Annotated in this window: 19 protein-coding genes; 1 reads left to right on the top strand and 18 read right to left on the bottom strand. The window is 38.4% G+C overall.

Annotated features, from left to right (window positions below):
• Positions 1 to 27: 27 nt before the first annotated feature.
• The 13 genes from ESV24_RS11615 to ESV24_RS11555 all read right to left on the bottom strand — a co-directional run bounded on the left by ESV24_RS11615 (position 28) and on the right by ESV24_RS11555 (position 17,740).
• The gene (locus ESV24_RS11615; protein WP_111816654.1) at positions 28 to 690 is read right to left on the bottom strand and encodes an ATP-binding cassette domain-containing protein; all 663 of its coding nucleotides are present in this window, start codon (positions 688 to 690) and stop codon (positions 28 to 30) included.
• Positions 691 to 987: 297 nt separating this feature from the next.
• The gene (locus ESV24_RS11610) at positions 988 to 4,278 is read right to left on the bottom strand and encodes an amidohydrolase family protein (RefSeq protein WP_111816656.1); all 3,291 of its coding nucleotides are present in this window, start codon (positions 4,276 to 4,278) and stop codon (positions 988 to 990) included.
• Between the two features lie 51 nt (positions 4,279 to 4,329).
• Positions 4,330 to 5,952 carry a M1 family metallopeptidase gene (locus ESV24_RS11605; protein ID WP_111816657.1) on the bottom strand — a complete coding sequence of 541 codons (1,623 nt, stop codon included), beginning with the start codon at positions 5,950 to 5,952 and terminating at the stop codon, positions 4,330 to 4,332.
• A gap of 11 nt (positions 5,953 to 5,963) precedes the next feature.
• Positions 5,964 to 7,295 (bottom strand): M28 family peptidase, encoded by a 1,332-nt coding sequence (locus tag ESV24_RS11600; protein WP_111816658.1) that lies wholly within the window; start codon positions 7,293 to 7,295, stop codon positions 5,964 to 5,966.
• Positions 7,296 to 7,370: 75 nt separating this feature from the next.
• On the bottom strand, positions 7,371 to 8,237 hold the full coding sequence (locus ESV24_RS11595) for a hypothetical protein (protein WP_111816659.1): 867 nt from the start codon (positions 8,235 to 8,237) through the stop codon (positions 7,371 to 7,373).
• 240 nt (positions 8,238 to 8,477) lie between these two features.
• Positions 8,478 to 10,289: an acyl-CoA dehydrogenase family protein gene (locus ESV24_RS11590; protein WP_111816660.1), complete on the bottom strand. Its 1,812-nt coding sequence runs from the start codon at positions 10,287 to 10,289 to the stop codon at positions 8,478 to 8,480.
• A gap of 41 nt (positions 10,290 to 10,330) precedes the next feature.
• On the bottom strand, positions 10,331 to 10,681 hold the full coding sequence (locus ESV24_RS11585) for a four helix bundle protein (protein WP_111816661.1): 351 nt from the start codon (positions 10,679 to 10,681) through the stop codon (positions 10,331 to 10,333).
• 50 nt (positions 10,682 to 10,731) lie between these two features.
• Positions 10,732 to 11,922, bottom strand: coding sequence for an acetyl-CoA C-acyltransferase (locus tag ESV24_RS11580; RefSeq protein ID WP_111816662.1), 1,191 nt, complete (start codon positions 11,920 to 11,922; stop codon positions 10,732 to 10,734).
• Between the two features lie 76 nt (positions 11,923 to 11,998).
• The gene (locus tag ESV24_RS11575) at positions 11,999 to 14,407 is read right to left on the bottom strand and encodes a 3-hydroxyacyl-CoA dehydrogenase/enoyl-CoA hydratase family protein (RefSeq protein WP_111816663.1); all 2,409 of its coding nucleotides are present in this window, start codon (positions 14,405 to 14,407) and stop codon (positions 11,999 to 12,001) included.
• Between the two features lie 99 nt (positions 14,408 to 14,506).
• Positions 14,507 to 14,947 (bottom strand): MarR family winged helix-turn-helix transcriptional regulator, encoded by a 441-nt coding sequence (locus tag ESV24_RS11570; protein ID WP_111816664.1) that lies wholly within the window; start codon positions 14,945 to 14,947, stop codon positions 14,507 to 14,509.
• A gap of 73 nt (positions 14,948 to 15,020) precedes the next feature.
• Positions 15,021 to 15,548 carry a DUF488 domain-containing protein gene (locus ESV24_RS11565; RefSeq protein WP_111816665.1) on the bottom strand — a complete coding sequence of 176 codons (528 nt, stop codon included), beginning with the start codon at positions 15,546 to 15,548 and terminating at the stop codon, positions 15,021 to 15,023.
• Between the two features lie 77 nt (positions 15,549 to 15,625).
• Positions 15,626 to 15,952 (bottom strand): DMT family transporter, encoded by a 327-nt coding sequence (locus ESV24_RS11560; protein WP_111816666.1) that lies wholly within the window; start codon positions 15,950 to 15,952, stop codon positions 15,626 to 15,628.
• Positions 15,953 to 15,958: 6 nt separating this feature from the next.
• Entirely contained in the window at positions 15,959 to 17,740 is a 1,782-nt protein-coding gene (locus tag ESV24_RS11555) for an AMP-dependent synthetase/ligase (RefSeq protein ID WP_111816667.1), read from the bottom strand.
• A 509-nt stretch (positions 17,741 to 18,249) separates the two neighbouring features.
• Here ESV24_RS11555 and ESV24_RS11550 point away from each other — a divergent pair.
• Positions 18,250 to 18,822 carry a hypothetical protein gene (locus tag ESV24_RS11550; RefSeq protein ID WP_111816668.1) on the top strand — a complete coding sequence of 191 codons (573 nt, stop codon included), beginning with the start codon at positions 18,250 to 18,252 and terminating at the stop codon, positions 18,820 to 18,822.
• Between the two features lie 161 nt (positions 18,823 to 18,983).
• Here ESV24_RS11550 and ESV24_RS11545 read toward each other — a convergent pair whose 3' ends face one another.
• The 5 genes from ESV24_RS11545 to purL form a co-directional block, all read right to left on the bottom strand.
• Positions 18,984 to 19,508, bottom strand: a complete 525-nt coding sequence (locus ESV24_RS11545; RefSeq protein ID WP_111816669.1) for a hypothetical protein — start codon at positions 19,506 to 19,508, stop codon at positions 18,984 to 18,986.
• Positions 19,509 to 19,560: 52 nt separating this feature from the next.
• Complete coding sequence (locus tag ESV24_RS15360; protein WP_160110626.1) at positions 19,561 to 19,734, bottom strand: hypothetical protein; 174 nt, start codon at positions 19,732 to 19,734, stop codon at positions 19,561 to 19,563.
• 79 nt (positions 19,735 to 19,813) lie between these two features.
• Positions 19,814 to 20,584, bottom strand: coding sequence for a hypothetical protein (locus ESV24_RS11540; RefSeq protein WP_111816670.1), 771 nt, complete (start codon positions 20,582 to 20,584; stop codon positions 19,814 to 19,816).
• A gap of 91 nt (positions 20,585 to 20,675) precedes the next feature.
• Complete coding sequence (locus tag ESV24_RS11535) at positions 20,676 to 21,266, bottom strand: LuxR C-terminal-related transcriptional regulator (protein ID WP_200829533.1); 591 nt, start codon at positions 21,264 to 21,266, stop codon at positions 20,676 to 20,678.
• A gap of 200 nt (positions 21,267 to 21,466) precedes the next feature.
• The gene (gene purL / locus ESV24_RS11530) at positions 21,467 to 25,210 is read right to left on the bottom strand and encodes a phosphoribosylformylglycinamidine synthase (protein ID WP_111816672.1); all 3,744 of its coding nucleotides are present in this window, start codon (positions 25,208 to 25,210) and stop codon (positions 21,467 to 21,469) included.
• Positions 25,211 to 25,329: the final 119 nt, after the last annotated feature.

The following is a 25,329-nucleotide window of genomic DNA, read 5'->3' as shown; positions in this document are numbered from 1 at the left end:
AGCTCCAGAAATGGGGCTTTTTTTATGTCATGATTTTAGATATTCAAGAGATCTCAGATCATCCCTGCTTTGAACAACGTAACTTTCACCGTCCTTAAGCAATAAATTTTTTGTAGTTATGGCTAGAACGTCTTCGTAATAATGATCGGTTGTTATAATTCCTTTATCATTTTTCAGTTTATTGAGAAATTTTTTGATTTCAATTTTATATAAAGGTTCGATCATTGAAAATGGTTCGTCAAGCATTATGAAGGGATGACTTAGATTACCGATGAGCAACACTTCCAAATAACGCAGCTGTCCCATTGATAGTTCTCCTACTTTTTTGGCGGCAATCTGGGAAATCATAGAATCGTAAAAAATGGCATCTTGCTTTTTTTCTTCTTCGAAATATATTGGAATTACATCACGGACTTTGATATTTTTTGGTAAAAATGGATGTTGCGGCAGATAAGCAATTTGTTGATTTTTTATATTTTGTTTCGGATCAAAACGTTCTTCATTAATCGAAACCCTAATAAAATTAGACTTTTCTGTACCAAAGAGCATTTTCAGCAGCGTAGATTTTCCACAACCATTTCTGCCGAAAACTCCTAAGATTTCACCGGTATTTAAAGTGAATGAAACTTTTTCAATCACAACTTTGTTTCCAAAGCTTTTTGCTGCGCTATGTAATTGTAAAATTGCCAAGGAAAAAATGTATGATTAAAATTATAATTCCGAAGATTGGAATTCCCAATAGTAAATTCATAAGAAAAGAAACACTCATTAATTTTGAATTGGTGATTCCTAAGTTGTAATAAAAATAAAATTGATCCTGGTAAAAAAATCTAAAACCTAAAATTCCAATTAATGGACCAATAACTACGAAAAGTAAAAATGCCCAAAACAATCCCCCAACCGCAATACAAGCTACTGAAAACGCCGCAATAAAAGGAAAAATAGTCTTATAAAATTGCCAATAAGCTCGGTACATTTAATTTTAAATTAATGACAACTGCAACCACCGTCCATAAAACCGTGCGTTTCTTGATGCCAAGGAAAGGCCTGGTTGTATTTATCCATTTCCCAGAAAAATGGCAGTCGCTCTTTTGGGTTGTTTCCTATTTCATTCATTGTTTCGGTATCATACAATCTGCCGTTAATCATCACCATTTGTATGGATTGGGTATTCTCAATATTTTCCAAAGGATTTTTTTCCATGACGATTAAATCGGCCAGTTTTCCCTCTTTCAATGAGCCAATATCTTGCCCAGCGCCAATATATTCCGCTGAATTAATTGTAGCAGCTTTTAAAGCTTCCAAATTACTCATCCCACCTTGCTGTAACATCCAGGTTTCCCAGTGTGCGCCTAAACCTTGTAATTGGCCATGGGCTCCCATATTTACTTTTACACCAGCATCGCTTAAAGTTTTTGCGGTTTCGGAAACTAAAATATGTCCATTTTTGTATGCTTCCTGAGGAGATTTTACTCTGTGGCGTGATCTGCTGTCAATAATACTGCGTGGGCTGAAAGTAAGCAGCTTTTCAATTTCCCATACATTATCACGTTCGTAATAATAAAATTCACCGTTCATGCCTCCGTAATTCACAATCAAAGTAGGAGTATAGCCAGTTCCACTTTTGCCCCAAACTTCAAGTACATCTTTATAAACTGGAGCCACGGGAATGTTATGTTCTACGCCCGTGTGCCCATCAATAACCATCGTTAAATTATGATAGAAAGTAGAACCGCCCTCGGGAACTACATTGATGCCTAGTTCACGAGCAGCCTGCAACACTTGTTGGCGTTGGTCCCGTCTTGGCTGGTTGTAGCTTTTAACACTTTTTGCCCCAAAGGCTTTTGTACGGCGGATACTGCTTCTGGCATCTTCCAAATTATTTATAACCGCTTTAAAATCGCCATCGGCACCGTAAAGAATGAATCCTGTTGAAAACAATCTTGGACCAACCAATCCACCACTTTTTTGAAGTTCAGAAAGCGTAAAAACAGTTTCAGTATTTGCCGAAGGATCGTGCGATGTCGTAACTCCGAAAGCCAAATTCGCCATAAAAGGCCAATATTGCTGCGTTGGCAATCCGTATCTGAAAGCACCAACATGTGCATGCGCGTCAACCATTCCTGGCATAATGGTTTTTCCTTCTGCGGAATAAACTTTTGTTCCTGCGGGAACAGAAACTTTATCGGCTTCGCCAACAGTTTCTATTTTATTGCCGTTAATGACGATGGTTCCATTTTCGATTACCTTATCATTTTCCATGGTTATAATACGCGCATTGGTAAAAGCAATCCTTCCGCTGGGCTTATCCACAGTTGCTTTCAGGCCGATCTTTATTCCCTCCAAATTTATTTCTGGTACTTTTTCTGGAGAACCAGGCAAAAAAGTAAATCTGTTTTTTATTTCATTACTGAAGTATTCATCACCCAAAGTCCAAATTACTTTTTGACTGTTTGGCGACCAGTGAATATTTATTCCAGCATCTTTGGCGAGTTGTGAAACAGGCACAGATTTGCTGTCATTATCCAAATCGATGGTTTGTCCGTTGAGCACCAAAGGAGCTACAAATAGTTTGTGAAGATTTGTAAAGGCTATCCATTCGTTGTCCGGGCTTGGTATTAATCTATTGGCATACTTTGAAGTAATATGCGTCTTTTCATCATTTCCATCAAGATTTACGCTAATGAGTTTTTTCTCAATATCTCCAAAGTAGGTTCCCCCTGTTTGGATAAAAATTCGTTTTCCGTCTTTACTGAACATAGGGTATTCACCTTTGTCAACAACAAATTCCTCGTTGCTCCCGTCGGTATTCATTATATAAATACCGTCATTTTTCGTATATGTAAACCCTTGATCCGTATTTCCCTTGTCCTTTTTAAAAACTATCTGTGTTCCTTTTGGGGAAAAGGAAGGAGTTCTAAAGATTCCTTTTGCTGAAGTAAGTTTTACTGGATTTCCGCCAATTGCAGGAATTTTATAAATAGCACCTTTCTCCAAATCGTTCCAAGTAACGTAAACTATTTCGGAGCCATTTGGTGAAAAGGTGGGTTCGAATTCAAAATCTTTACTATTAGTGAGTCGTTGCGGTTCGCCATTGGGGATGGTCTTTTTGTACAAATGCCCTAACGCACTGAAAACAATATACGTCCCATCGGGCGAAGTAATCGCGTGCCGAATCATTTTTGGCGTAAAAGTTTCGGTCTCAATTTTATTGTTGAAATGAACGGTTTCAGCTAAATCTATATTCACATTTGCTGTAAATGGAATGTTGGTAACGTTCAATGAATTCACATCAATCTTATTGATTTTTCCGCCGCTCCAAAAAACTATTTCGCTATTATTTGGCATCCAACTAAAATTAGGGTAAACTCCAAAAAGGGCCCAAGCTTCCTGTTGGTCTTTGTTCAATTGGTCGTAAATGGGCCATTCTTCGCCAGTTTCCAAATTTTGAATATAAAGAACACTTTTGGTGCGAACCCTTTTTATGAAAGCCAATTTTTTACCGTTCGGTGAAATTGTAGGTCTTGCAGCACCGCCTGGCCCACCTGTTATTGTTTCGGTTTTTCCGGTTTCAAACTCATATCGTTTTATCACATAAATTTGGTCGTTGGGGTCTTTGTTGTATTGAAAATTACCGCCTGGATACATATCTTCGCTGTAATAAAGATATTTTCCATCCGGGGAAACAAAGGGCTCGTTTACATCCTGTTGATCATTTTTACGTTTGGTTAGTTGCAGGCCTGTTCCGCCAGATTTATGATATTGCCAAATTTCGCCAGCACCCAAGCTTCGTTCTGAAGAAAAATGTTTTCGTGAAATCAAATAATTCCCGTCAGCACTCCAAACGGCGTTGTTCAACAGTCTAAATTCTTCTTTGGTGACTTGTTTTGCATCGCTGCCATCTGCGTTCATAACCCAAATATTGTCGCCACCGCCCGCATCACTTGTAAATGAAATTTTTGTACCATCCGGACTGAATCTTGGTTGAACTTCAAAAGGAATTCCCACTCTGATTGCTTTAGCCGTTCCGCCCGAAATAGGCATTGTATATATATCGCCCAGCATATCAAAAGCAATAGTTTTCCCATCGGGACTCACATCCAGATTCATCCAAGTGCCTTCGTTTGTGGTGAAGGAATAGGTTTTATAATTAAAATCTTTTCCGGGATTGGCTACTTCCCATTTTGGTTCTTCTTTTTCTTTGTCTTTCTTTTCTTTTTTTTGGGCTGTGAGTGTGAGTGTAAAAGTTAAAAGGACTAGTGTTGACAGTATTTTCATATTTGGCTAGTTTCGATATTTATATCATTAATGTATGTGAATGTATTTATTTTATTCAACTTGCTCTTTATTCACATAGAAATCTTTTTTAATCTGAAAAGTTTCAATAGAAGAAGAAAACGTTTGTGTTTTCCATTCTGAAGTTGGGGAGATCCATTCTTCTTTGCCATTTATTATTGCAATTACGGGCATATTGAAGTTTTCAATAATATCTACATATCGAAATTTCAGGTCTTTTCCGTCAAAAGAATATTCCACTTTGGGAACCATTGTGGTTCGAAGATACTGGTCAAAAAATTCAGTAAGATCAATTCCGCTTTTTTGACAAATGTAATCTTCTACCTGCTTACTGGTAACAATTTGGTGATAAAAATCTTTGTTCAAACCACGAAGAATCTGCCGCCATTTGTCATCATCTTCAATAAGTTGCCGAATGTTGTGCAGAATATTTGCGCCTTTGTAATACTTGTCACTGCTCCCCGGATTGTTAACATTGTATTGCCCAATAATGGGACGATCGTTCAAAATATTCTTCCGTATTCCTATTACATATTCCGAAGAAGCTTTTTTTCCGAAGTAATAATCCAAATAAAGATTTTCAGAATAATTTGTAAATCCTTCGTGAATCCACATATCAGCCACGTCTTTATTGGTGATGTTGTTCGCAAACCATTCGTGGCCGCTTTCGTGAATGAGTATAAAATCAAATTTCAATCCCCAACCTGTTCCGGAAAGATCGCGGCTCAAATATCCGTTTTCAAATTTGTTGCCGTAAGTCACACTGCTTTGGTGCTCCATTCCCAAATAGGGCGCTTCCACCAGCTTGTAGCCGTCTTCGTAAAAAGGGTAGGGGCCAAACCAATGCTCAAAAGCTTTCATCATCATTGGAGCTTGTTTGAATTGTTCTTTTGCCTTCACTTCATTTTCACGGAGCACGTAATAATCCATATCGAGTATTCCTTTTTCGCCTTTATATTTTTCGCTCCAGTGCACGTAATCACCAATGTTAATGTTTATGCCATAGGCATTTATGGGGTTTACCACTTCCCAAACCCAAGTTTTAGTGTCGGTTTCTATTACTTTTTTTAGCCTGCCGTTGCTCACGTCCATCAAATCTTTTGGTGTGGTTACTGAAATCGTAGCGCCATTATCTGGTTCTTCGGAAGGATGGTCTTTTAGCGGCCACCAAACGCTGGAGCCAATGCCTTGATTGGAAGTTGCTATAAAATCTTTTCCGTTGCTGTCCTTGCTCCAAGTAAATCCGCCATCCCACGGCGGACGCTTTGCTTCAATTGGTTTTCCAGAAAAGAAGATCGTTATTTTCGCTTCACTTCCCTTTTTTAGTTTTTTCTGAAGTTTTAAAAAATGGGCGTCTCCTTCTGAAGTGAATGTAATTTCCTTTCCATCTTGAATAATTTTATCAATCTTCATCGGGGCTTGCAGGTCTATTTGCATTACATCATTCGGAGCCAAAACTTTATAGGTGATGGTATTGCTGCCTTCAATGGTTTTTTCTGAAGGGTTTACCGCTACTTTTAAATCGTAATAGGTAACGTCCCACCAAGCTCTTTCCGGAGTTATACTGCCGCGAAGCGTATCCGGACGGGTGAATTCTTGGGAAATTGCAGAAATAGTAAAAAGCAATAAAATGACGATACAGATTTTTTCTTTCATAGCTTATTGTTTTATCTAAATACGGAATTCGGAAAAACAACCAAACTCTCAAACCCATTTTTCCCTACCGAAGCTACTCCAAAAAATGAATTGTCAATCACAATTCCATCCAACGTAAATTCTGAAACATCACCTACATAGCGGCTATGGTCCCAAGTTGGCGAAGTAGTATTACGCCAATAGATTTTATAGCCCATTGCACCTTCAACTTTGTCCCACTTCAGTTTTGCAGAGGCTTCCACAATACCGCCAATAGCAACATTTTTGGGTTCGGGTGGTGCCCAAGCGATACTTGCTAAATTTATGGCATTTACCGCAGTAAGCTTAGCAGCGTAGTCAAAATTTACGAATTCCAGTTTATCGCCGTATTCAATGCCGTTTTCCGTACGAATATCTTGGTGCTGTTGGTTGTAATTTTCGTGAGCTTCCATAATTCTAATTCCAGCCCAACCTAAATCATTGAAGGGACGGTGATGCCCGCCGCGACCAAAACGGTCCAATCTATAAACCATCATTGGATTCATTTCTGGCATATAAGTTTGTGTAGTTTTATAGACATATCGGGCTAACTGACGCGAAACACCATCAACTTCTCCGCCGTAAAAGCGTCGCATTTCACGTTCGCGCTCTGTTTCTGTCGGGGGAACGGGTTCGCTGAAAATTCTGAAATCACGATTGCTGATTACGCCGTCAACACCTTTTATGTTGCCAATCATATCATTATTAAAAACGCCAATGATTTCCCATCCGTTCTTTTTTGCGTATTCCGCAAAACCTTTTCCGCCGAACAATCCTTGTTCTTCTCCGCTCAATCCTAAATAAATAATACTGTTTTCAAATTTATATTTTGAAAGAACGCGTGCTGCTTCAATGGCTCCCGCCATTCCGCTGGCATTATCGTTGGCGCCGGGTGCATCTTTTGTGAAATCGCTTCCGTCACTATTTCGCGAATCGATATCGCCGCTCATGATTACGTAACGGTTTGGGTATTTTGTTCCTTTTTGAACTGCGGCAACATTCACGATCCAAGTATCTTGGGGAACGCGATCATTTCCTTCGGCCTTCACCAAATCTTTTTGGGTAAAAACATTTAGGCAGTTGCTACAGCCCTTCGAAATGGTTTCAAATTCACTTTTAATCCATCTACGAGCAGCGCCAATACCGCGAGTATTGCTTATCGTGTCACTGAAAGTGTTGCGAGTGCCGAAATTTGCCAGCTTGGTTATATCTGCCTCAATCCGTTCTGAAGAAACGGAATTAATAATATCGTAGATTTTTTGATCGGTTTGGGAAAAACAAAAAGAAAATAATAATAATGCAGCTAAAAGGGAAAAGGTCTTCATATTAAAAAAGTTTCCCTAAAAATACTCAAAAGAAGGTACAACGTCTAGAAACTTTTAAAATTTGTAAATGCTGAGTTACATAGACTCTGCCACTACGGCTATTTTCTTTCCGTTGGGGCTGATTGCCATTCTACTAATGTTTTTGAGACCGTAATCTTCTAAGGAAGCGACTCTTGTCCATTCCGAATCTCCCAAGGTGTCGTACATATAGAGCCTATTTCCGCTGCCAATTAGGATTTGTGTATCATTGAGCCAGACGTAATCTTGAATCCCGATGGGTAATTCGGTTACAAAATAACTTTCATAGGAATTCATATCGAGAAGGTAGAGATCTAGATTTCCTTCTTCGTTCACCAGTGAATAGCTCATGGAATTGGTCTTGGGGACCTTCTGAAGTGATCTTCCTACATTTCTGAAAATTGTATCGGAAACCTTTGTCGGGAGATCAATTAAAACCAAGTCCATCACTTCGCCATCCAAAACAGTTGCAAGTATTTTCTGGTCGTTGTAAAAAGCAAAATAGGCTACTTGTAGCTTATCTATTAGTTCTAATGAATTGCCCGTTTCTGAATTGTACAGATAAAAACGCTGCAAACCGTCTTTATCCAGCCTAACCGCAGTCACATCATTATTTGAAGGGAATTTTTGTGGAGAATATTCGCCGCCTTCGGTTTTATTATTGAACCATTTTTTAGTTTTTGTATTAAAATTGTATTCTGCAATATCGCTTTGACCTTCGTTATTTCCTGCAAATAATAATACATCATTTGAAAAAAAAGATGGTTGATTGTTGTAACCTTCATTGTTTGAAGCGTTTTGAATATTCAATAGCTCTAATCCTTCATAAGCAGGGGCAATATCAAAAACATAAACTTCTGTGTTGTTTTGTGCGAAAGTTAGCTGGGTTGCGAGGATGGTAATTAGGAAGAGGAGCTTTTTCATTTAATTCAATTTTCTTCAAAAATAGCAAACTCTGCGCCATAAAAATGGTAGCCACGAATACACTAATGTAATTTTTATTTTTTTGGAAAACCTAAGCGGATAAAAGGCCACGAATACACGAATGTAATTTTTATTTTTTTGGAAACCTTAGTGTAAAAAAAACCACGAATACACAATTGATTTTATTAATCATTCGTGTATTCGTGGCAAAACTAAAAGGATTTGGAACCTAGTAGCGTACTAAAAAGGATAATTATTTTCAGCAATAACTTTATGCGCGATTGTTTTTCTCAATTCACCAATATTCGGCATATTTTGATATTTTGTGAAACGTTTAAGACCCATCAACATTGCGCGTTGTTCGTCACCCTCAGAGAACGAAAGAATGGCTTCTTTTGCTTTGACGGTAATAATATCAACAGCGTGATAAAGGTAAAGTTGAGACATTGCAATTTGTTCTTTTTGAGTGTCTTCACCGAAACGTTTTACGTTCTTTTCGGTACGTAAAATTCCGCTTTCAGCCATATAGATTTCAATTAAGATATCTGCTGCTGCTAATAACGTTTGCTGGTGTTCTTCCAGTTCGGTACCGTACTTTTGAACTGCGCTTCCTGCAACCATTAAAAATACTTTTTTCAGTTTACCAATCATTGCTTTTTCTTCGGAAAGCAATTCGGAATAATCTGGTGTTTCAAAAGAAGGGATTCCCATCAATTCTGAAGCAACAGCTTGCGCTGGATTCAATAGATCTACGTGTCCTTTCATTGCTTTCTTCACCAACATTCCAACGGCCAACATTCGGTTTATTTCGTTCGTACCTTCGTAAATTCGGGCGATTCGAGCATCACGCCAAGCAGATTCCATCGGCGTGTCGGCACTATAGCCCATTCCGCCATAAATCTGGATTCCTTCGTCAGCACAGTTTTGAACGTCTTCAGAAACAGCTACTTTTAAGATAGAGCACTCAATAGCATATTCTTCAACACCTTTCAGTTCGGCTTCTGGATGGCTGTTTCCAGCTTCTAACCTAAGTGCAATTCTATCTTCAATATCTTTCGCTCCGCGATAACTTGCACTTTCTCCTACATAAGCATTGGTGGCCATTTCAGCAATTTTCAATTTTATGGCGCCAAATGAAGAGATTGGAACTTCAAATTGGATGCGGTCATTTGCATATTGAACGGCGTTTGAAATTATTCTACGTTGTGCGTCAAGACTGGCCGCTGCAAGTTTTATTCTTCCAACGTTTAAAGCGTTCATTGCAATTTTAAAACCTTCGCCACGCTCGCCCAACATATTTTCAACTGGAACTTTGGTTTCGTTAAAGAATATCTGACGGGTAGAGGAGGAGTGGATACCTAATTTCTTCTCTTCCTCGCCCATTGAAATGCCGTTTTCGGGGTCATTTTCAACAATAAATCCTGTAATGTATTTATCGTCTTCAATTCTTGCGAAAACTATAAATGTGTTGCAGAAACCTGCGTTTGATATCCACATTTTTTGTCCGCTAATTGCGTAGTATTTACCGTCTTCAGAAAGTACCGCTTTAGTTTTTCCACTGTTAGCATCACTACCAGCGCCAGGTTCAGTTAGAGCATAGGCTCCAAACCATTCCCCAGTGGCAAGTTTTGGAACATACTTTTTCTTTAGCTCCTCTGTACCATAAAGCGTGATTGGTAAAGTTCCAATCCCGGTATGTGCGCCAAAAGCTGTAGCTACAGAGCCTGTTGCACCTGAAATGTAATCGCAAACCAGCATTGTAGTTACAAAGCCCATTCCGAGTCCTCCATATTCCTCGGGAACTGAAACACCCAGCAAGCCAAGTTCACCAGCTTTCCGCATAATTTCTTCGGTAAGCGCGTAATCTTTGTGCTCAAAGCGTTCCTTAAGTGGCCAGATTTCACGATCTACAAATTCCTTTACGGAATCGCGCATCATTTTTTGCTCTTCAGAAAAATCTTCTGGAGTGAAAACGTCTTCTGCTTTTGTTTCTTTTACCAAGAATTGGCCGCCACGAAGGAGTTCTTTATCAACATTGTTTGTTATATTCATATTTATAGATTTTTAGAATCAAGAGCCAAGAGTCAAGACTTTTAAGTAAGTCTAGATTGGAATCCTGAAATCATTTTTTGAATTTGTTTTATTTTTTCTTCTAAATATTTAAATTTTTCTTCCGAAATATACAATTCATTAAATGCAATAATTAATTGTGTTTCTAATTCGAAAGACGATCCCAAAGCTATTTCCAAATATTGTTTGAAATGTTTATTAGAACTTTTACTTGAGCCCTCTGCTATATTTGAAGGAATTGAAACAGCACACCTATTCATCTGTGAAACCAATCCAAATTTTTCAAAATCTGGAAAAGCTCGAGTAATTTTATAGGTATTTGAAACCAGGCTCATACTCTCCATCCATATTTTCAGCTTTTTAAAATTATGCATACACTCTTCTTTAGTCTTCAATCTTGGCTCTTGAATCTTGGCTCTTTCTTCTACTTCAAAAATTCATAAACCCCAGCAGCACCTTGTCCAGTACCAACACACATCGTTACCATTCCGTACTTTCCTTGCAGGTTTCGTTTGCGCATTTCATCAAATAATTGGACTGAAAGTTTGGTGCCTGTACAACCCAATGGGTGACCCATCGCGATTGCGCCTCCGTTTACGTTCACAATTTCCTTATCTAAACCAAGTCCGCGGATTACAGCTAAGGATTGTGACGCAAAAGCCTCATTCAATTCTATAAGTTCCATTTGTTCCTGCTTCAATCCAGCTTGCTTCAATGCTTTTGGGATTGCATACAATGGGCCAATACCCATAATTTTCGGATCTACCCCAACTGCAGCAAAACTTACTAATCTCGCGATAGGTTCAAGATTTAATTCTTTCACCATTTCTTCACTCATAATTACAGCGAAAGCTGCCCCATCACTCATTTGTGAAGAGTTTCCTGCGGTTACGCTTCCACCTTCTGCAAAAACGGGACGAAGTTTGGAAAGTGCTTCTATAGTTGTTCCTTTTCTTGGGCCTTCATCCTTATTGACTGTATATTTTTCGGTAACTTTTTTTCCAGCATCATTTACAAAAATATGTTCAACTTCAATGGGAACAATTTGATCCTGAAAACGATTTTCGTCTTGTGCTTTTAAAGCGCGCATCTGGCTTGTGTAAGCAAACTCGTCTTGATCCTCGCGGGAAACGTTATATTTTTTAGCTACCGCTTCTGCCGTTAGCCCCATATTCCAATAATAATCTTCGTGGCCTTCTTTCGCTAATTTATAATCTGGAACAGGTTTATAACCGCCCATTGGAATGTAGCTCATGCTTTCAGCACCTCCGGCGATGATGCAATCTGCCATTCCATTTTGGATTTTTGCTGTGGCGATGGCAATGGTTTCAAGCCCGGAAGCGCAGTATCTGTTTACAGTCATCCCAGGAATATCAACTATTTCCAGTCCCATCAGCGAAATCAATCGGCCCATATTTAAGCCTTGTTCGGCTTCGGGCATTGCGTTACCAACTATTACGTCGTCAATTCGTTTCTTGTCGAGTTGTGGCAATTCGTTCATTATATATTTAATGGTTTCCGCAGCCAACTCATCAGGTCTTTTGAAACGAAAAACTCCACGAGGGGCTTTTCCCACCGCGGTTCTGTATGCTTTTACTATGTATGCTGTTTTCATTTTTCTAGTATTTTGGATTATTGGATTTTTAGATAATTCGATTTCTAAAAATCTAAGAGTCTAATTATCTAACAATCTAATTTCTTAGCGGTTTCCCCTTCTGAATCATATGCTGAAGTCTTTCCAAAGTCTTTCTTTCTCCTGTCAAACTCAAAAATGCTTCTCTTTCAAGGTCGAGCAAATATTGCTCGCTCACGTAGCTTGCTTCGCTCAAATCTCCACCAGCCATTACGTAGGCTAGTTTATTTGCGATTTTTTTGTCGTGCTCGCTGATGTAATTTCCGGCGTACATTTGGTCAGTTCCCACAAGGAACATTCCCAATGCTTGCTTCCCAAGCACTTTTATATCTGTTCTCTGAATTGGTTTTGTATAACCCTGATCTGCCATAAAGCGTGCTACTTCTTTAGCTGCGGCAATCTGTCTATTTTGGTTTACGATTACAATATCCTTTCCTTTTTGAAGAATTCCGGTATCGTAAGCTTCATAGGCCGAGGTTGAAACCTTTGCCATTCCAATGGTGAGGAAATAATCCTGCAATCTGTTGAGCTCAACGTCGTCTTTTTTGAAAGTGTCGCTTGCTCTAAGTGTCATTTCTTTGGAACCGCCTCCGCCAGGAATAACCCCAACTCCGAATTCTACCAAACCGATATAACTTTCAGCTGCAGCAACTACTCTGTCTGCGTGAAGAGTAAACTCACAACCGCCGCCCAAAGTCATTCCATGCGGTGCAACCACTACGGGAATGGAGGAGTAGCGTATACGCATACTAGTATCTTGGAAATATTTAACTGCGGCATTCAATTCTTCGTATTCCTGCTCCACGGCCATCATAAAAATCATTCCGATATTGGCGCCTACTGAAAAGTTTTTACCGTTGTTGGCAATTACCAATCCGTCGTAATCTTTTTCGGCCATATCAATAGCTTTGTTGATTCCAGCCAAAACATCTCCGCCAACAGAGTTCATTTTACTAATAAATTCTACATTCAAAATTCCATCGCCTAAATCTTCAACCACAACCCCGTTATTTCTGAAAACTTCTGAAGTTTTGCGGATGTTGTCCAGAATAATAAACGAATCCTGTCCGGGAACTTTTACGTGTTTTTTCTGCGGAATATCGTAATAATAGGTGTTTCCGTCTTTTATAGTGTAGAAAGAATCAACACCAGCTTCAAGCATTTCGTTTACCCAAGCGGCAGGTTCTTTTCCTAAATCTTTTATTAACTCAATTCCTTTTTTAACTCCAACCGCGTCCCAAATTTCAAAGGGTCCGTTATCCCAGCCGAAACCAGCTTTCATTGCGTCATCAATCTTGTAAAGTTCATCTGTTATTTCAGGAATTCTTTTTGAAACGTAAGCGAACATTGCTCCGAAATTTTTTCGGTAGAATTCGCCTGCTTTATCTTCTCCCTTAATAAGAATTGGAAAACGGTCGGTAACTTTATCGACAGATTTTGTGTTTTCCAACGAGTCAAAAGAGGCTTTTTTGCTTTTTCTGTATTCCAAAGAATCAAGGTCGAGGGTAAGGATTTCACTGCTGCCGTCATCATTCTTCACTTTTTTGTAAAACCCTTGGCCACTTTTGCTTCCCAACCATTTTTTTTCCATCATAGTATCGATGAATCCTGGGATTTGGAAAATACCGTGTTCCTCATCATCGGGAACATTGTCATAAATTCCTTTGGAAACGTGCACCAAAGTGTCAAGACCAACAACATCAACGGTTCTGAAGGTTGCGGATTTTGGACGACCGATTACTGGGCCAGTAAGTTTGTCAACCTCTTCAACAGTAAGACCCATATCCTTCACTTGGTGGAAAAGGCTTTGAATGCCGAAAATCCCGATTCTATTTCCTATAAAAGCAGGTGTATCTTTTGCAACCACGGAAGTTTTTCCGAGGAATTTTTCACCGTAACCATTCAAGAAATCCAGCACTTCAGTTGAAGTTTTTGGCCCGGGAATGATTTCAAAAAGTTTTAAATAACGAGGCGGGTTGAAAAAGTGCGTACCGCAGAAATGTTTTTGAAAATCTTCGCTGCGGCCTTCGCTCATAAACTTGATAGGAATACCGGAAGTGTTTGAAGTAATAAGCGTTCCCGGTTTTCTGTGTTTATCAAGGTTTTCGAAAACCTGTTTTTTAATGTCCAAACGCTCTACAACTACTTCAATAATCCAATCCGCAGTTTTCACTTTTGAAATATCGTCTTCCAAGTTCCCTGTGGAAATTCGTTTTGCAAAATCTTTGTGATAGAGCGGGGCAGGGTTGCTTTTTATGGCTTTCTGCAAATCTGTGTTTACAATTCTATTGCGAACTACTTTGTCCTCAAGTGTAAGCCCTTTCTTCTTTTCGTCATCGGTGAGCTCGCGAGGAACGATGTCCAGCAAAAGCACTTCCACGCCGATGTTAGCGAAATGGCAGGCAATACCGCTTCCCATAATTCCGGAACCGATTACCGCTACTTTGTTAATTCTTCTTTTTGACATTTTTTTAGTTATGAGTTATGAGTTATGAGTTATGAGTTATGGGTTATGAGTTCAGAGTTATGATTTTCAATTTTCTTACTAATTCCTAATCCCTATTTCCTAATTTGACTCGTATATTTTTTTTGAATTAATCAACTCATTGATCGTGTTTGCCACTTTTCTAAATGTGTGCAATTCCTCCTCGGAAACATTTTTTTGAACTGCTTCGTCAAATCCCAACACTACGCCTTTTGAGAACTCGCGCATTTCCTTTCCAAAAGGTGTTAAATATATCAACACACCACGACCGTCTTCGGGATTACGTTTGCGCTCTATTAAACCTTTTTGTTCCATAGATTTCAAGGTGCGCGAGAGGCTTGTGGCTTCCATTCCCATTTTGGGTCCCAGCGCAGTTGAAGGTGTTCCTTCTTCAGGATCAATACTTATAAGCGCAAAGCCTGTGGCCATTGTACTTCCTTTTTTTCCGGCTTCTTCATTGTACATTTTTGTTACGTTCATCCAAGTGGATCGCAACATATAATCTATTGTTTTTTCTTTCATTAAAGCAATTTGAAAAAGTAGAATATCAAATATACAAAAATTTATTATGCACGCATAGTAAATTGACAATAATTTATGTGTCTCTCACTTTTGAATAATTTAAATTTCCATCGACCACATTTGCCGGAGCGGTATAAGGGTGTTCCGTTGATGTATTTTCACCCATTATATGCATCACCTTCCAACCATCCACTTTTAGAATATCTGAAATAAGCGAACGGTGGCAGCTCCACCAAACGGCTTCTGCACACATAATCGCAGTTCGTTTCTCCTTAGCAATTTCCTTCAGAATTTTAAGGGATTGCTGAAATTGCTCAGTTTCCATATAATCTGCATATCCTTTAAAGGAATCGAGGCGCCAGGCATCGTTTTTGGAATTTGGTTCCGGTTTTCTGCGTCCGCCCAAATCGACAAGATGTATATATTCAATCCCGTTTTCGGGAAGTGAAATTTTTAAACTGTCTTTATTGTACTGCGGAAATTTTCGAGAACCCGGATAATGGCGCACATCTACGAGTATTTTTATATGGAAGGAATCCAATAATTTTAAAAATTCGTCTAACGAACGGGTAGAGTGTCCGATGGTCCAAAGAGTATTCATTTTTAAATGATAAATTACCTTTAAAGGTAAGAAATCAACAAGGCTCAAAGAAGGATTATAGGTGGTTTAACGGAACTTTAATTGGTAACAAATTTTAAGCCTACCAAAGAAATTATTAAAGTAGAAAGAAAAAAGACACGCCAAAATGTGGCCGGTTCATTAAAATAAAAGATTCCGACAAGAACGGTACCAACGGCGCCAATACCTGTCCATACCGCGTAAGCCGTCCCGATGGGAAGCGTTTTCGAAGCTTTTATTAGCAGAAACATACTTATAAAAAGACATATTAAAAAACCACCGAACCAAAGCTTAGATTCCAGTCCTGCGGTTTCTTTTACTTTTCCTAAACAGGTGGCGAAACCTACTTCAAAGAGTCCAGCTATTATTAGTAGGATCCAGTTCATGATTATTTATGAAGTGTGCTCATAAATCCTATTGTACAAATCCATGTACTTTTCTTTAATCACTTTCCGTTTCATTTTCATGGTTGGAGTAAGGTGACCGCCTTCAATACTCCAAAGCTCTGGGGTCAACTCAAATTTTTTCACTTTTTCCCATTGGCCGAAACGTTCGTTATAAAAATCTACTTCTTTCTGGATACGTTTAATTACATCTTTATTTTTCACCAATTCCGCGGGGTCTGAAGGAATATTTCTTCCTTTTTTGTTCCCCCATTCTTTTATAAAATCAAAGTCGGGCTGGATAAGCGCAGCTGGCATTTTTTCGCCTTCACCCACAACCATAATCTGGTCTATAAAGCGCGATTGCTTCATTGCGTTTTCCAAAAGTTGGGGCGCTACGTACTTACCACCGCTAGTTTTGAACATCTCTTTTTTACGATCGGTGATTTTTAGGAAGCCTTCGCTGTCAATCTCACCAATATCTCCTGTATGGAAGTAACCATTCTTCAAAACCTCGTCGGTCTGTTCTTGGTTTTTGAAATAGCCCATCATTACCTGCGGCCCTTTTATAAGTATTTCGCCATCTTCGGCTATTTTTATATCTGTTTCTTTTAAGGCTTTTCCAACGGTACCAATTTTGAAGCCGTGGTTACGCATATCATTCACAGAAACTACGGGAGAAGTTTCTGTAAGTCCGTAGCCTTCCATAACCGGAATTGCTGCAGCATTAAAAACACGAGCCAATCTTGGTTGTAGAGCTGCACTTCCGGAGGCGATTGCCTTTAAATTTCCGCCAAGAGCTTCTTGCCACTTGCTGAAAATTAATTTTCGGGCAAGTTTTAATTTTGTTTCATACCACCAACCGTTTTGGCCATAAGGCTCATATTTTAAACCTAGGTCAATAGCCCAAAAAAATAGATTCTTTTTTATTCCAGTAAGCTCGGCACCTTTTGCGTAAATTTTATCATAAACCTTTTCAAGCAAACGTGGAACGGCGCTCATTACCTCTGGTTTCACTTCTTTTAAGTTTTCACTTATGGTTTCAAGCGACTCAGCAAAGTGTATTTCAACACCACAATATTGATACATATACTGCAACATGCGTTCGTAAATATGGCAAACTGGTAAGAAACTCAATGCTTTTGATTTTCCGAGATCGATAGGAAGTCGTTCTGCACTATATTTGGCATTGGAAGAAATGTTTTTATGCGAGAGCATAACTCCCTTAGGTTTCCCAGTGGTGCCTGAGGTATATATAAGTGTAGCCAAATCATCTTCTGTAATGGCTTCTTTTCGTTTTTCAACATCTTCTTGATTACTTATTTCTTTCCCTTCTTCCAAAACTTCTTGCCAGTTTTTGGCATCAACTATTTCATCAAAAGTGTAAATTTCTTTCAGTGAAGGAACATTGTTACGGATTTGCTGTACTTTATCATAAACTTCTTTGCAGGAAACAAAACAATAGATGGATTCACTGTGGTTTAAAACGTATTCATATTCATCTTCAGAAATTGTTGGGTAAATAGGCACCCCTTGTGCGCCAGTTTGCATTATCCCAATATCGCAAATGTTCCACTCTGTGCGGTTTGTCATTGATATTACTGCAATTTTATCGTTGGGTTTAACGCCCATTTTTAAAAGTGCGCGACTTAAAGCATTGGCTTTGTCAATATATTCTTGGGTAGAAGTGGCTTGCCACTCACCATTATATTTTGTTACAAGTGCTTTATTTTGAGGATATTTCTCCAGTTGATAATACGGAAAGTCGAAGAGTCTTTTTGGATCTGTCATAATAGTATTGTTAAGGCAGTGAAAATAGCATTTTTTTTTAAGTTTGTCTTTGAAACAAAAAAGGAATGAAAAAATTTACCATTCCTATAAAAATAAAGAATCTTTTTAAACTTCTTCACATTGCTTCCGGCTAATTAATTTGAACAAGCAACTTGTTTAAAATATTTATATTTCCGTATACCCAATATATAACAAGAGTCCGGATAGATGTTACAATTAGTCTTGGGTTTCTTTAGTACAAAGGCTCTTTTTTGAACATTTGTTTCGTCCTTTTCCGAAGTGAAAAATTCAATTCTAAAAGTTAAGAAACAGCTAAATAAGATTTTGTTAACTACTAATTTAAAAAAATGGGCTTAGATTAAAACTTTATTTTAACAAGAATTGTCTCTTAAGCTCAATAGTTCAATGAGTTTGGAGAAACATTCAAACAATAATCAAAATTTTATATTAACCATCATTTTATGATAATGGAATTCGATTTTTATCATAAGTGAACAAAACTAAAAAACATGAAAAGTTTTATTGTACCAATTTTAGCCTTAGCATTAATTACGGCAACAAGCTGTAATATTGACAAAAAAGGCAAAACTGAATTACCGGAAGTGGATGTTGACGTGGAATCGGGTAATCTTCCAGAATTTGACGTGGATTGGGCCGACGTAGATGTGAGCACCGCCACTAGGACAGTTGAAGTGCCTAAAGTTATTGTAGTGATGGAAGAAGAAGAAGTGGAAGTCCCTACTATTGATATAGATATGCCCAATGAAGACAAATATGAACAAGAGCTGGTGGTAGACGCTGAAGTTGAGGGTGTAGAACACGATATTGAAATCAAGGAAATTAGAGCAACTAACAAGCGCCTTTATGTAATTGCAACCTTGGAAGAATTAGAAACTGATCTTGGTGATAAAAAAATGCGCGTTCAGGATCAAGTAAGTCTCAATGCACCAGACCTTGACGTAAAATATATTATTGTTGGAAAAAAACCAAACAGAATTTACAATAACAGAAATATGTATGTAACTTCAATGGACAATTTGCCGGCAAATGTAAAAGACGCCACAGTTATCTACAAAAGATAAAAATTAAATAATCAATAATTAGAGAGAAGGCTTCAATTTAATATAATTTGAAGCCTTTTTTTTGTGGTACTAGCGATTTTGCATTGAATTAATATTTAGTCCAAAGAAAAAACTTAAATTATACAAATGCGATTTGTAAATAAACTGAGGAATAATTTATTTTAAAATATTGGTTTTTCTATATTACCAAATGAATCTGTAGTATAGCAACAATCCAGATAGATATTGCAATTGAGCAGGCGTTCTTTAATGATAAAGGCTTTTTCTTCGATGTTTTTTTCATTCTCTTCCGAAGATAAGAAGACTTCTTTTAGACTTTGGTTGTTTAAACTTTCACAAAGATCAGACAACGTGATTTTCGTTAAGGTGATGTTTAAACGTTCCAAATTTTTCATTTGGTTGAAGTAGGGGATGCTGGCTTTGGTCACTTTTTTATGATCGCGTAAGGTAAGTTCTTTTAATTCCTGAATCTTGCTGAGGTGGGCAACGCCTTCATCTGTTACCAAAGTGCCTTTTAAATAAATTTCAGGGATAACTTTTACTCGCTGGGTTAGGTAGAATAAATATTCATCATCGTCCGTAGTATCTATACTGGTTAAACCCACCATTTCAGTTGGAATGTTCTCTAAGGTATCTATACGAAAATGGCGTTGCCAGAATTTCTTTTCTTCTTTGGAGAGTTTCATTTCAAAGGGATATAATTCATTATCTTGCTCAAAATAGTACTTACAAGTAAATTTATTTTATATCGAAATAATAAATAGTTGCAGTATCTGTGACTATTGGCAAATTTGTGGGATCTAAAACCATTGCTTCCTGAATGCCTGCTTTTTCAAGATAAGTACCAAAATACTCCAATTTTTTAAGATTATGAATAATGATATGGAAACTATGGCAAAAAAAATACCCCATAAGGAGTATTTTTTTAAATTATAGCGAATCATTGGCTATATAAGAACAACTGCAAAGTATTTTTATTATTTGTATTTTTTTATAAAGGACAAGTACCGGTCCAAACACCTAGCGTATACTTTCCAGCATCCGAGGGATTTCCTACTCCAAAGTACAAAGTTCTGTCTGGTCCAGATCCTAACAAATTAAATACGGCGTTTGGTAAATTATGAACAGCATCCCAAGTAATCGTAGTGCCTTCAATAGTTCCTTTATATAACCCTGCGCTTGGAGACCCGGGATGTTCACACATATAAACCCTATTTTCTGGTTGCCCCGGTATATTGCCTATCGCAAGATCTGTTTGATACCCACTTGGCGATCCATATCTTTGCCATCTTCCATAAGTACTCGGCGGATTGGGGTCAACCCCGCCTATATCTTCGTTACTGCCATTTATCAATAATTGCCATTCTTCACCATTTCTAACCACTTCCACAATATTCGTCTGCCCTTCAAGAAATGCATCATCATAGATCAACCCAGAGTAATTTTTGGTGGTTGATGAGCTTATAGTACCTGTTCTCTCCGTTACTGAGTAGGAGTAATCTACTCCATTGCCATTTAAGTTGAATGTGTCTATATCTCCGGCATTGGCTTCACTCAAACTTACCGTACCTAATCCATCATTTAAATTTAAAAGAGAAACTGTTAACCGATATTCCACACTGGAATTGAGCGATTCACATATGGTAATAAAACTGCGTAAATTGGGATTTAAGTTTTCACCGTCACTGTCCTTTGAACATCCATTGGATAGAAATACGGCTAATACGAATAGAAACGATTGAAAAATTCTTTTTGAAATCATTGTTAGAGTTGTTAGTTAGTTTTTTTAAAAAAAATAATAACAAATCAATAATAATAGGACCATTAAAGCAATACTCCTTAATACGTATTTTTTATATGAGCCCTTGCAACACACATTTCTTTATAAGCTGCGATGTATTCTTGCAATCTGTTTTTCTAAGAATGTTGTTACGGTGTTTTTTTACCGTTAAAGAACTGATAAATAAGGTTTCTGCTATTTCATTATTATTTTGTCCGTCAGCTATTAGTTTTAGTATATCTATTTCCCTTTTGGAATAAATCTCGGAAGTATTAGCAAAACCTGCCACTGGAATATTAAGATAGGAAGGCAAATCGTTTAATCCTATTAATGAAAGGGTATGCGTATTGGTTTTGGTGAGATGGTCTATACGCGTATGTATGTTTAGCGATTTACCAACTTTTCCCTCATGGTCCAGCGTAAGTACAAGTGCTTGGTGGTTTAACATTGCATAACTGCCATCTTTCATTCGGCTTCTGAAGGAAAAACAAGATTTGTAGTTTAGAACATTTTCTTTACCTAGGGTATTGTATAGAAATTCGAAATTCGCTTGTTCGGCTGCGGCTACAAAATCCATATCTTCGGGATGCATCGTGCCTAAAATGTCGTTGAAGCTAACCGTGGCGGGGTCAAATCCATGGATGTCGGATATGGATGTACTCACGTTCGACAGGGACATGTCAAAGAAGTCAATGATATAATAATAAAAAGGACCGGTGCTTATTATGGAATTTATTAAATCTTCAAATTTAAATTGAGGTAAAGAAGTATTCTTTGTAGCTGTGAGTTGGGTTTTTTCCCATATTGAATGAAGTTTGAGGATTTCATGGCTCATAAATTTCTGATATATTTACGCTAAATATATCATTTATTTTCTAACCACTTCTTTGCATTTACAAAAGCCTTCACCCAGGGCGAAACTTCATCGTTCTTTCTGTCTTTCGGATAGTACGCCCAGTTCCAAGGAAAGGTTGAACGCTCCAAATGCGGCATCATCACTAAATGCCTTCCGGTTTTATCGGTCATCATCGCGGTGTTGAAATCACTTCCGTTTGGATTTGCTGGTAGGGCATCATAACCGTATTTTGCTACAATATTGTAATGGGTTTCTTTGTTAGGAAAACTGAATTTTCCCTCTCCGTGAGCAGACCAAATTCCCAAGGTGCTTCCCGCAAAGCTTGAAAGCATAACGCTATTATTCTCTTGAATTTTCACCGAAGTAAATACACATTCAAACTTACCAGTATCATTATGGAGCATTTTCGGCTTTTCTTCGTCTTCAGGATTTAGCAATCCGAGTTCCACAAAAAGCTGGCAACCGTTACAAACACCCAATGAAAGTGTATCTACTTTTGCAAAGAAATTCTTTAAAGCTGAGTTCGCTTTTTCATTGTACAAGAACGAACCCGCCCATCCTTTTGCACTTCCCAAAACATCGCTATTGCTGAAACCACCAACGGCAACTAGTAATTTTATGTCCTCTAAATCTTCACGACCTTCAATAAGATCTGTCATATGCACATCTTTCACATCAAAACCTGCGAGGTGCATCATATACGCCATTTCGCGTTCGCTGTTGCTACCTTTTTCGCGAATGACTGCGGCTTTTATTCGCTCCCCTCCTTTGGAGGGGCCGGGGGAGGACTTAAGTTTTCCATTGAAATTCTTCGGAAACTCAAACTTTAAAGGTTGATTTTTATAATTGTTGAAACGCTCTTTTGCAAGTTTTGCGCCGCTTTGGTTTCTGTCTAACAAATACGAAGTTTTGTACCAAACATCGCGCATTTCAGGGATATCTATTATTAATTCCTTATTATTATTTTTTATTGAAAGGGAATTGGATTCAGATACAGTTCCTATCTTTTTGAAATCTATTTTCTTTGAAGAAAGCATTTTTTCAACCAAAGCATCTTCCGAAGCTTGAATCACAACGCTGGCATTTTCAGCAAAAAGCAATTTCACCAAATCATTTTCACCCAATGGTGAAATATCCAAATTTGCCCCCAAATTCACATCTGCAAAACACATTTCCAATAAAGTGGTAATCAATCCGCCCGAAGCCACATCGTGCCCGGCAAGGATTTTTCCTTCATAAATCAATTCCTGTAAAGTGTTGAAAACTGTTTTTACATATTCCGCACTTTTTACTGTTGGGGCCTCGTTTCCGATGGCATTTAAAATTTGTCCAAAGGAAGAACCGCCCAATTTAAAATCGTCTTGCGAAATATTTATATAATAGATGCTGCCGCCATTTCTTTGTAAAACTGGCTCTACAACTTTTTTAATATCATTACAATTTCCGGCTGCAGAAATAATTACCGTTCCGGGAGAAATCACTTCGCCATCTTTGTATTTCTGCTTCATTGAAAGTGAATCCTTGCCCGTAGGCACATTGATTCCCAAATCGATTGAAAATTCTGAAACTGCTTTTACGGCTTCATAAAGTCTTGCATCTTCGCCTTCATTGTTACAAGGCCACATCCAGTTTGCAGAAAGTGAAATACTTTTTAAACCGTCTTTCATCGGCGCCCAAACAATGTTTGTAAGCGCTTCAGTAATTGCGTTTCGCGAACCTGCAGCTGGATCAATCAAAGCCGTTAATGGCGAATGCCCGATACTTGTTGCAACGCCTTCATTTCCGTGGTAATCCAATGCCATTACTCCACAGTTGTTCAACGGTAATTGTAAAGGTCCCGCGGTTTGTTGTTTGGCAACGCGGCCCGTTACGCAACGATCCACTTTATTGGTGAGCCAGTCTTTACAAGCTACGGCCTCCAATTGAAGCACTTGGGCAACGTATTCCTTTATTTTGGTAATTTCATAATCAGGGTTTTTGTAATTCCTGTTTATGGTTTTGTCTTTCATTATTGTTTTTGGCGAGCTGCCAAACATATCTTCCAAAGCGAAATCCATTGGTTTTTCGCCTTTCTTGTTTTCAAAACAGAAACGTTGGTCGCCTGTTACCTCTCCAACTTCATACATTGGAGCACGTTCGCGGTCTGCAACTTTTTTCAATTTTTGCATGTCTGCTTCACCAATAATCAAACCCATGCGTTCTTGACTTTCATTGCCCATAATTTCCTTTGCGGATAGGGTAGGGTCGCCAATGGGAAGTTTATCCAATTCAATTCTACCGCCGGTATCTTCAACTAGTTCGCTCAAGCAGTTTAAATGACCGCCAGCACCGTGATCGTGGATGGAAACTATTGGATTTTCATCACTTTCAACCATTGCGCGAATAGCGTTTGCGGCACGTTTTTGCATTTCGGGGTTACTTCTTTGGATAGCGTTCAGCTCAATTCCACTGTGGAATTCACCCGTATCTGCGGAAGAAACTGCGGCGCCGCCCATTCCAATTCGGTAATTGTCCCCGCCAAGAACTACAATTTTATCACCTTCCTGTGGTTTGCCTTTAATGGCTTGGCTGGCTTTTCCGTAGCCAATTCCGCCTGCTAGCATTATTACTTTATCGTAACCTAGTCTGCGCGCTTCTTCTTCGTGTTCAAATGTAAAAACGGAACCTGCAATCAATGGTTGCCCGAATTTATTTCCAAAATCGGAAGCTCCGTTACTGGCTTTTATTAAAATATCAAGCGGCGTTTGGTAGAGCCAATCGCGCTCTTTCATTGCTTTTTCCCAAGGTTTCACCTCGGCTCCGCTCGGCGACCGGTCACTGAGCGGAGCCGAATTTTGGTCACTGAGCGGAGCCGAAGTGTCCAATCTTGAATACGAAGTCATATAAACCGCAGTTCCAGCCAATGGCAAAGAACCTTTACCACCAGCCAAACGGTCGCGAATTTCGCCACCGCTTCCGGTTGCTGCACCGTTGAAAGGCTCCACGGTTGTTGGGAAGTTGTGCGTTTCGGCTTTAATTGAAATCACACTTTCAAAATCTTTTTCTTCGTACCAATCGGGTTTGTCGCCATTTTTTGGCGCCCATTGTTTTACGGTTGGGCCTTTTACGAAAGCAACATTGTCTTTATATGCCGAAACAATACCGTTCGGATTTTCTGCGGATGTTTTTTTAATTAGTTTGAATAGGGAAGAGGGCATTTCTTTGCCATCAATTTCAAATACTCCATTGAAAATTTTATGACGGCAATGCTCGCTATTTACTTGGCTGAAACCGAAAACTTCGCTATCGGTAAGTTTTCTGTTTAGTTTTTTTGAAAGATTTTCTAAATATTCAACTTCTTCAGCATTTAATGCCAAGCCTTCTTTTTTGTTGTATTCGCCAATATTTTCAATATTCAAAATTGGCTCCGGTTGAACGTGGATATCAAAAATATCTTGATCCAATTCCTTGAATTTCTGCGAAAGCATTGGGTCAAAAGTTCCTTTTTCAACTGAACTGTTATGGAATTCTTCTATGCGAATAATTCTTTCAACCCCCATATTTTGGGTAATTTCAACCGCATTTGTGCTCCAAGGAGTAACCATTGCGGCACGTGGACCAATGAAAAAATCCGTCGTGTTTAGGACGGATTGCTGAATTTTAGGTTGGTTGCCGAAAAGCCATTCCAACTTTTTACTATTTTCTTTTGAAATATTTCCGTGGGTCTGGACTGCGAAAACTGTGTTTTCAATGTTCCCGAAAAAGTGAATCATCTGTTTTTTATTTTGAAGTTGCAAAGTTAACTATTTTAATAGATAAACTATTTATCAAATAGAAAGCATAATCTTCATTTTGTCCTTTTTGATCAACAAATTACTAATTCTATCAAACT

The organism is Aequorivita lipolytica (assembly GCF_007997135.1).
GTDB classification, from domain to species: Bacteria; Bacteroidota; Bacteroidia; order Flavobacteriales; family Flavobacteriaceae; genus Aequorivita; species Aequorivita lipolytica.
The sequence above is the reverse complement of the archived record's forward strand: the minus strand, read 5'-3'. Positions and strand labels throughout refer to the sequence as shown.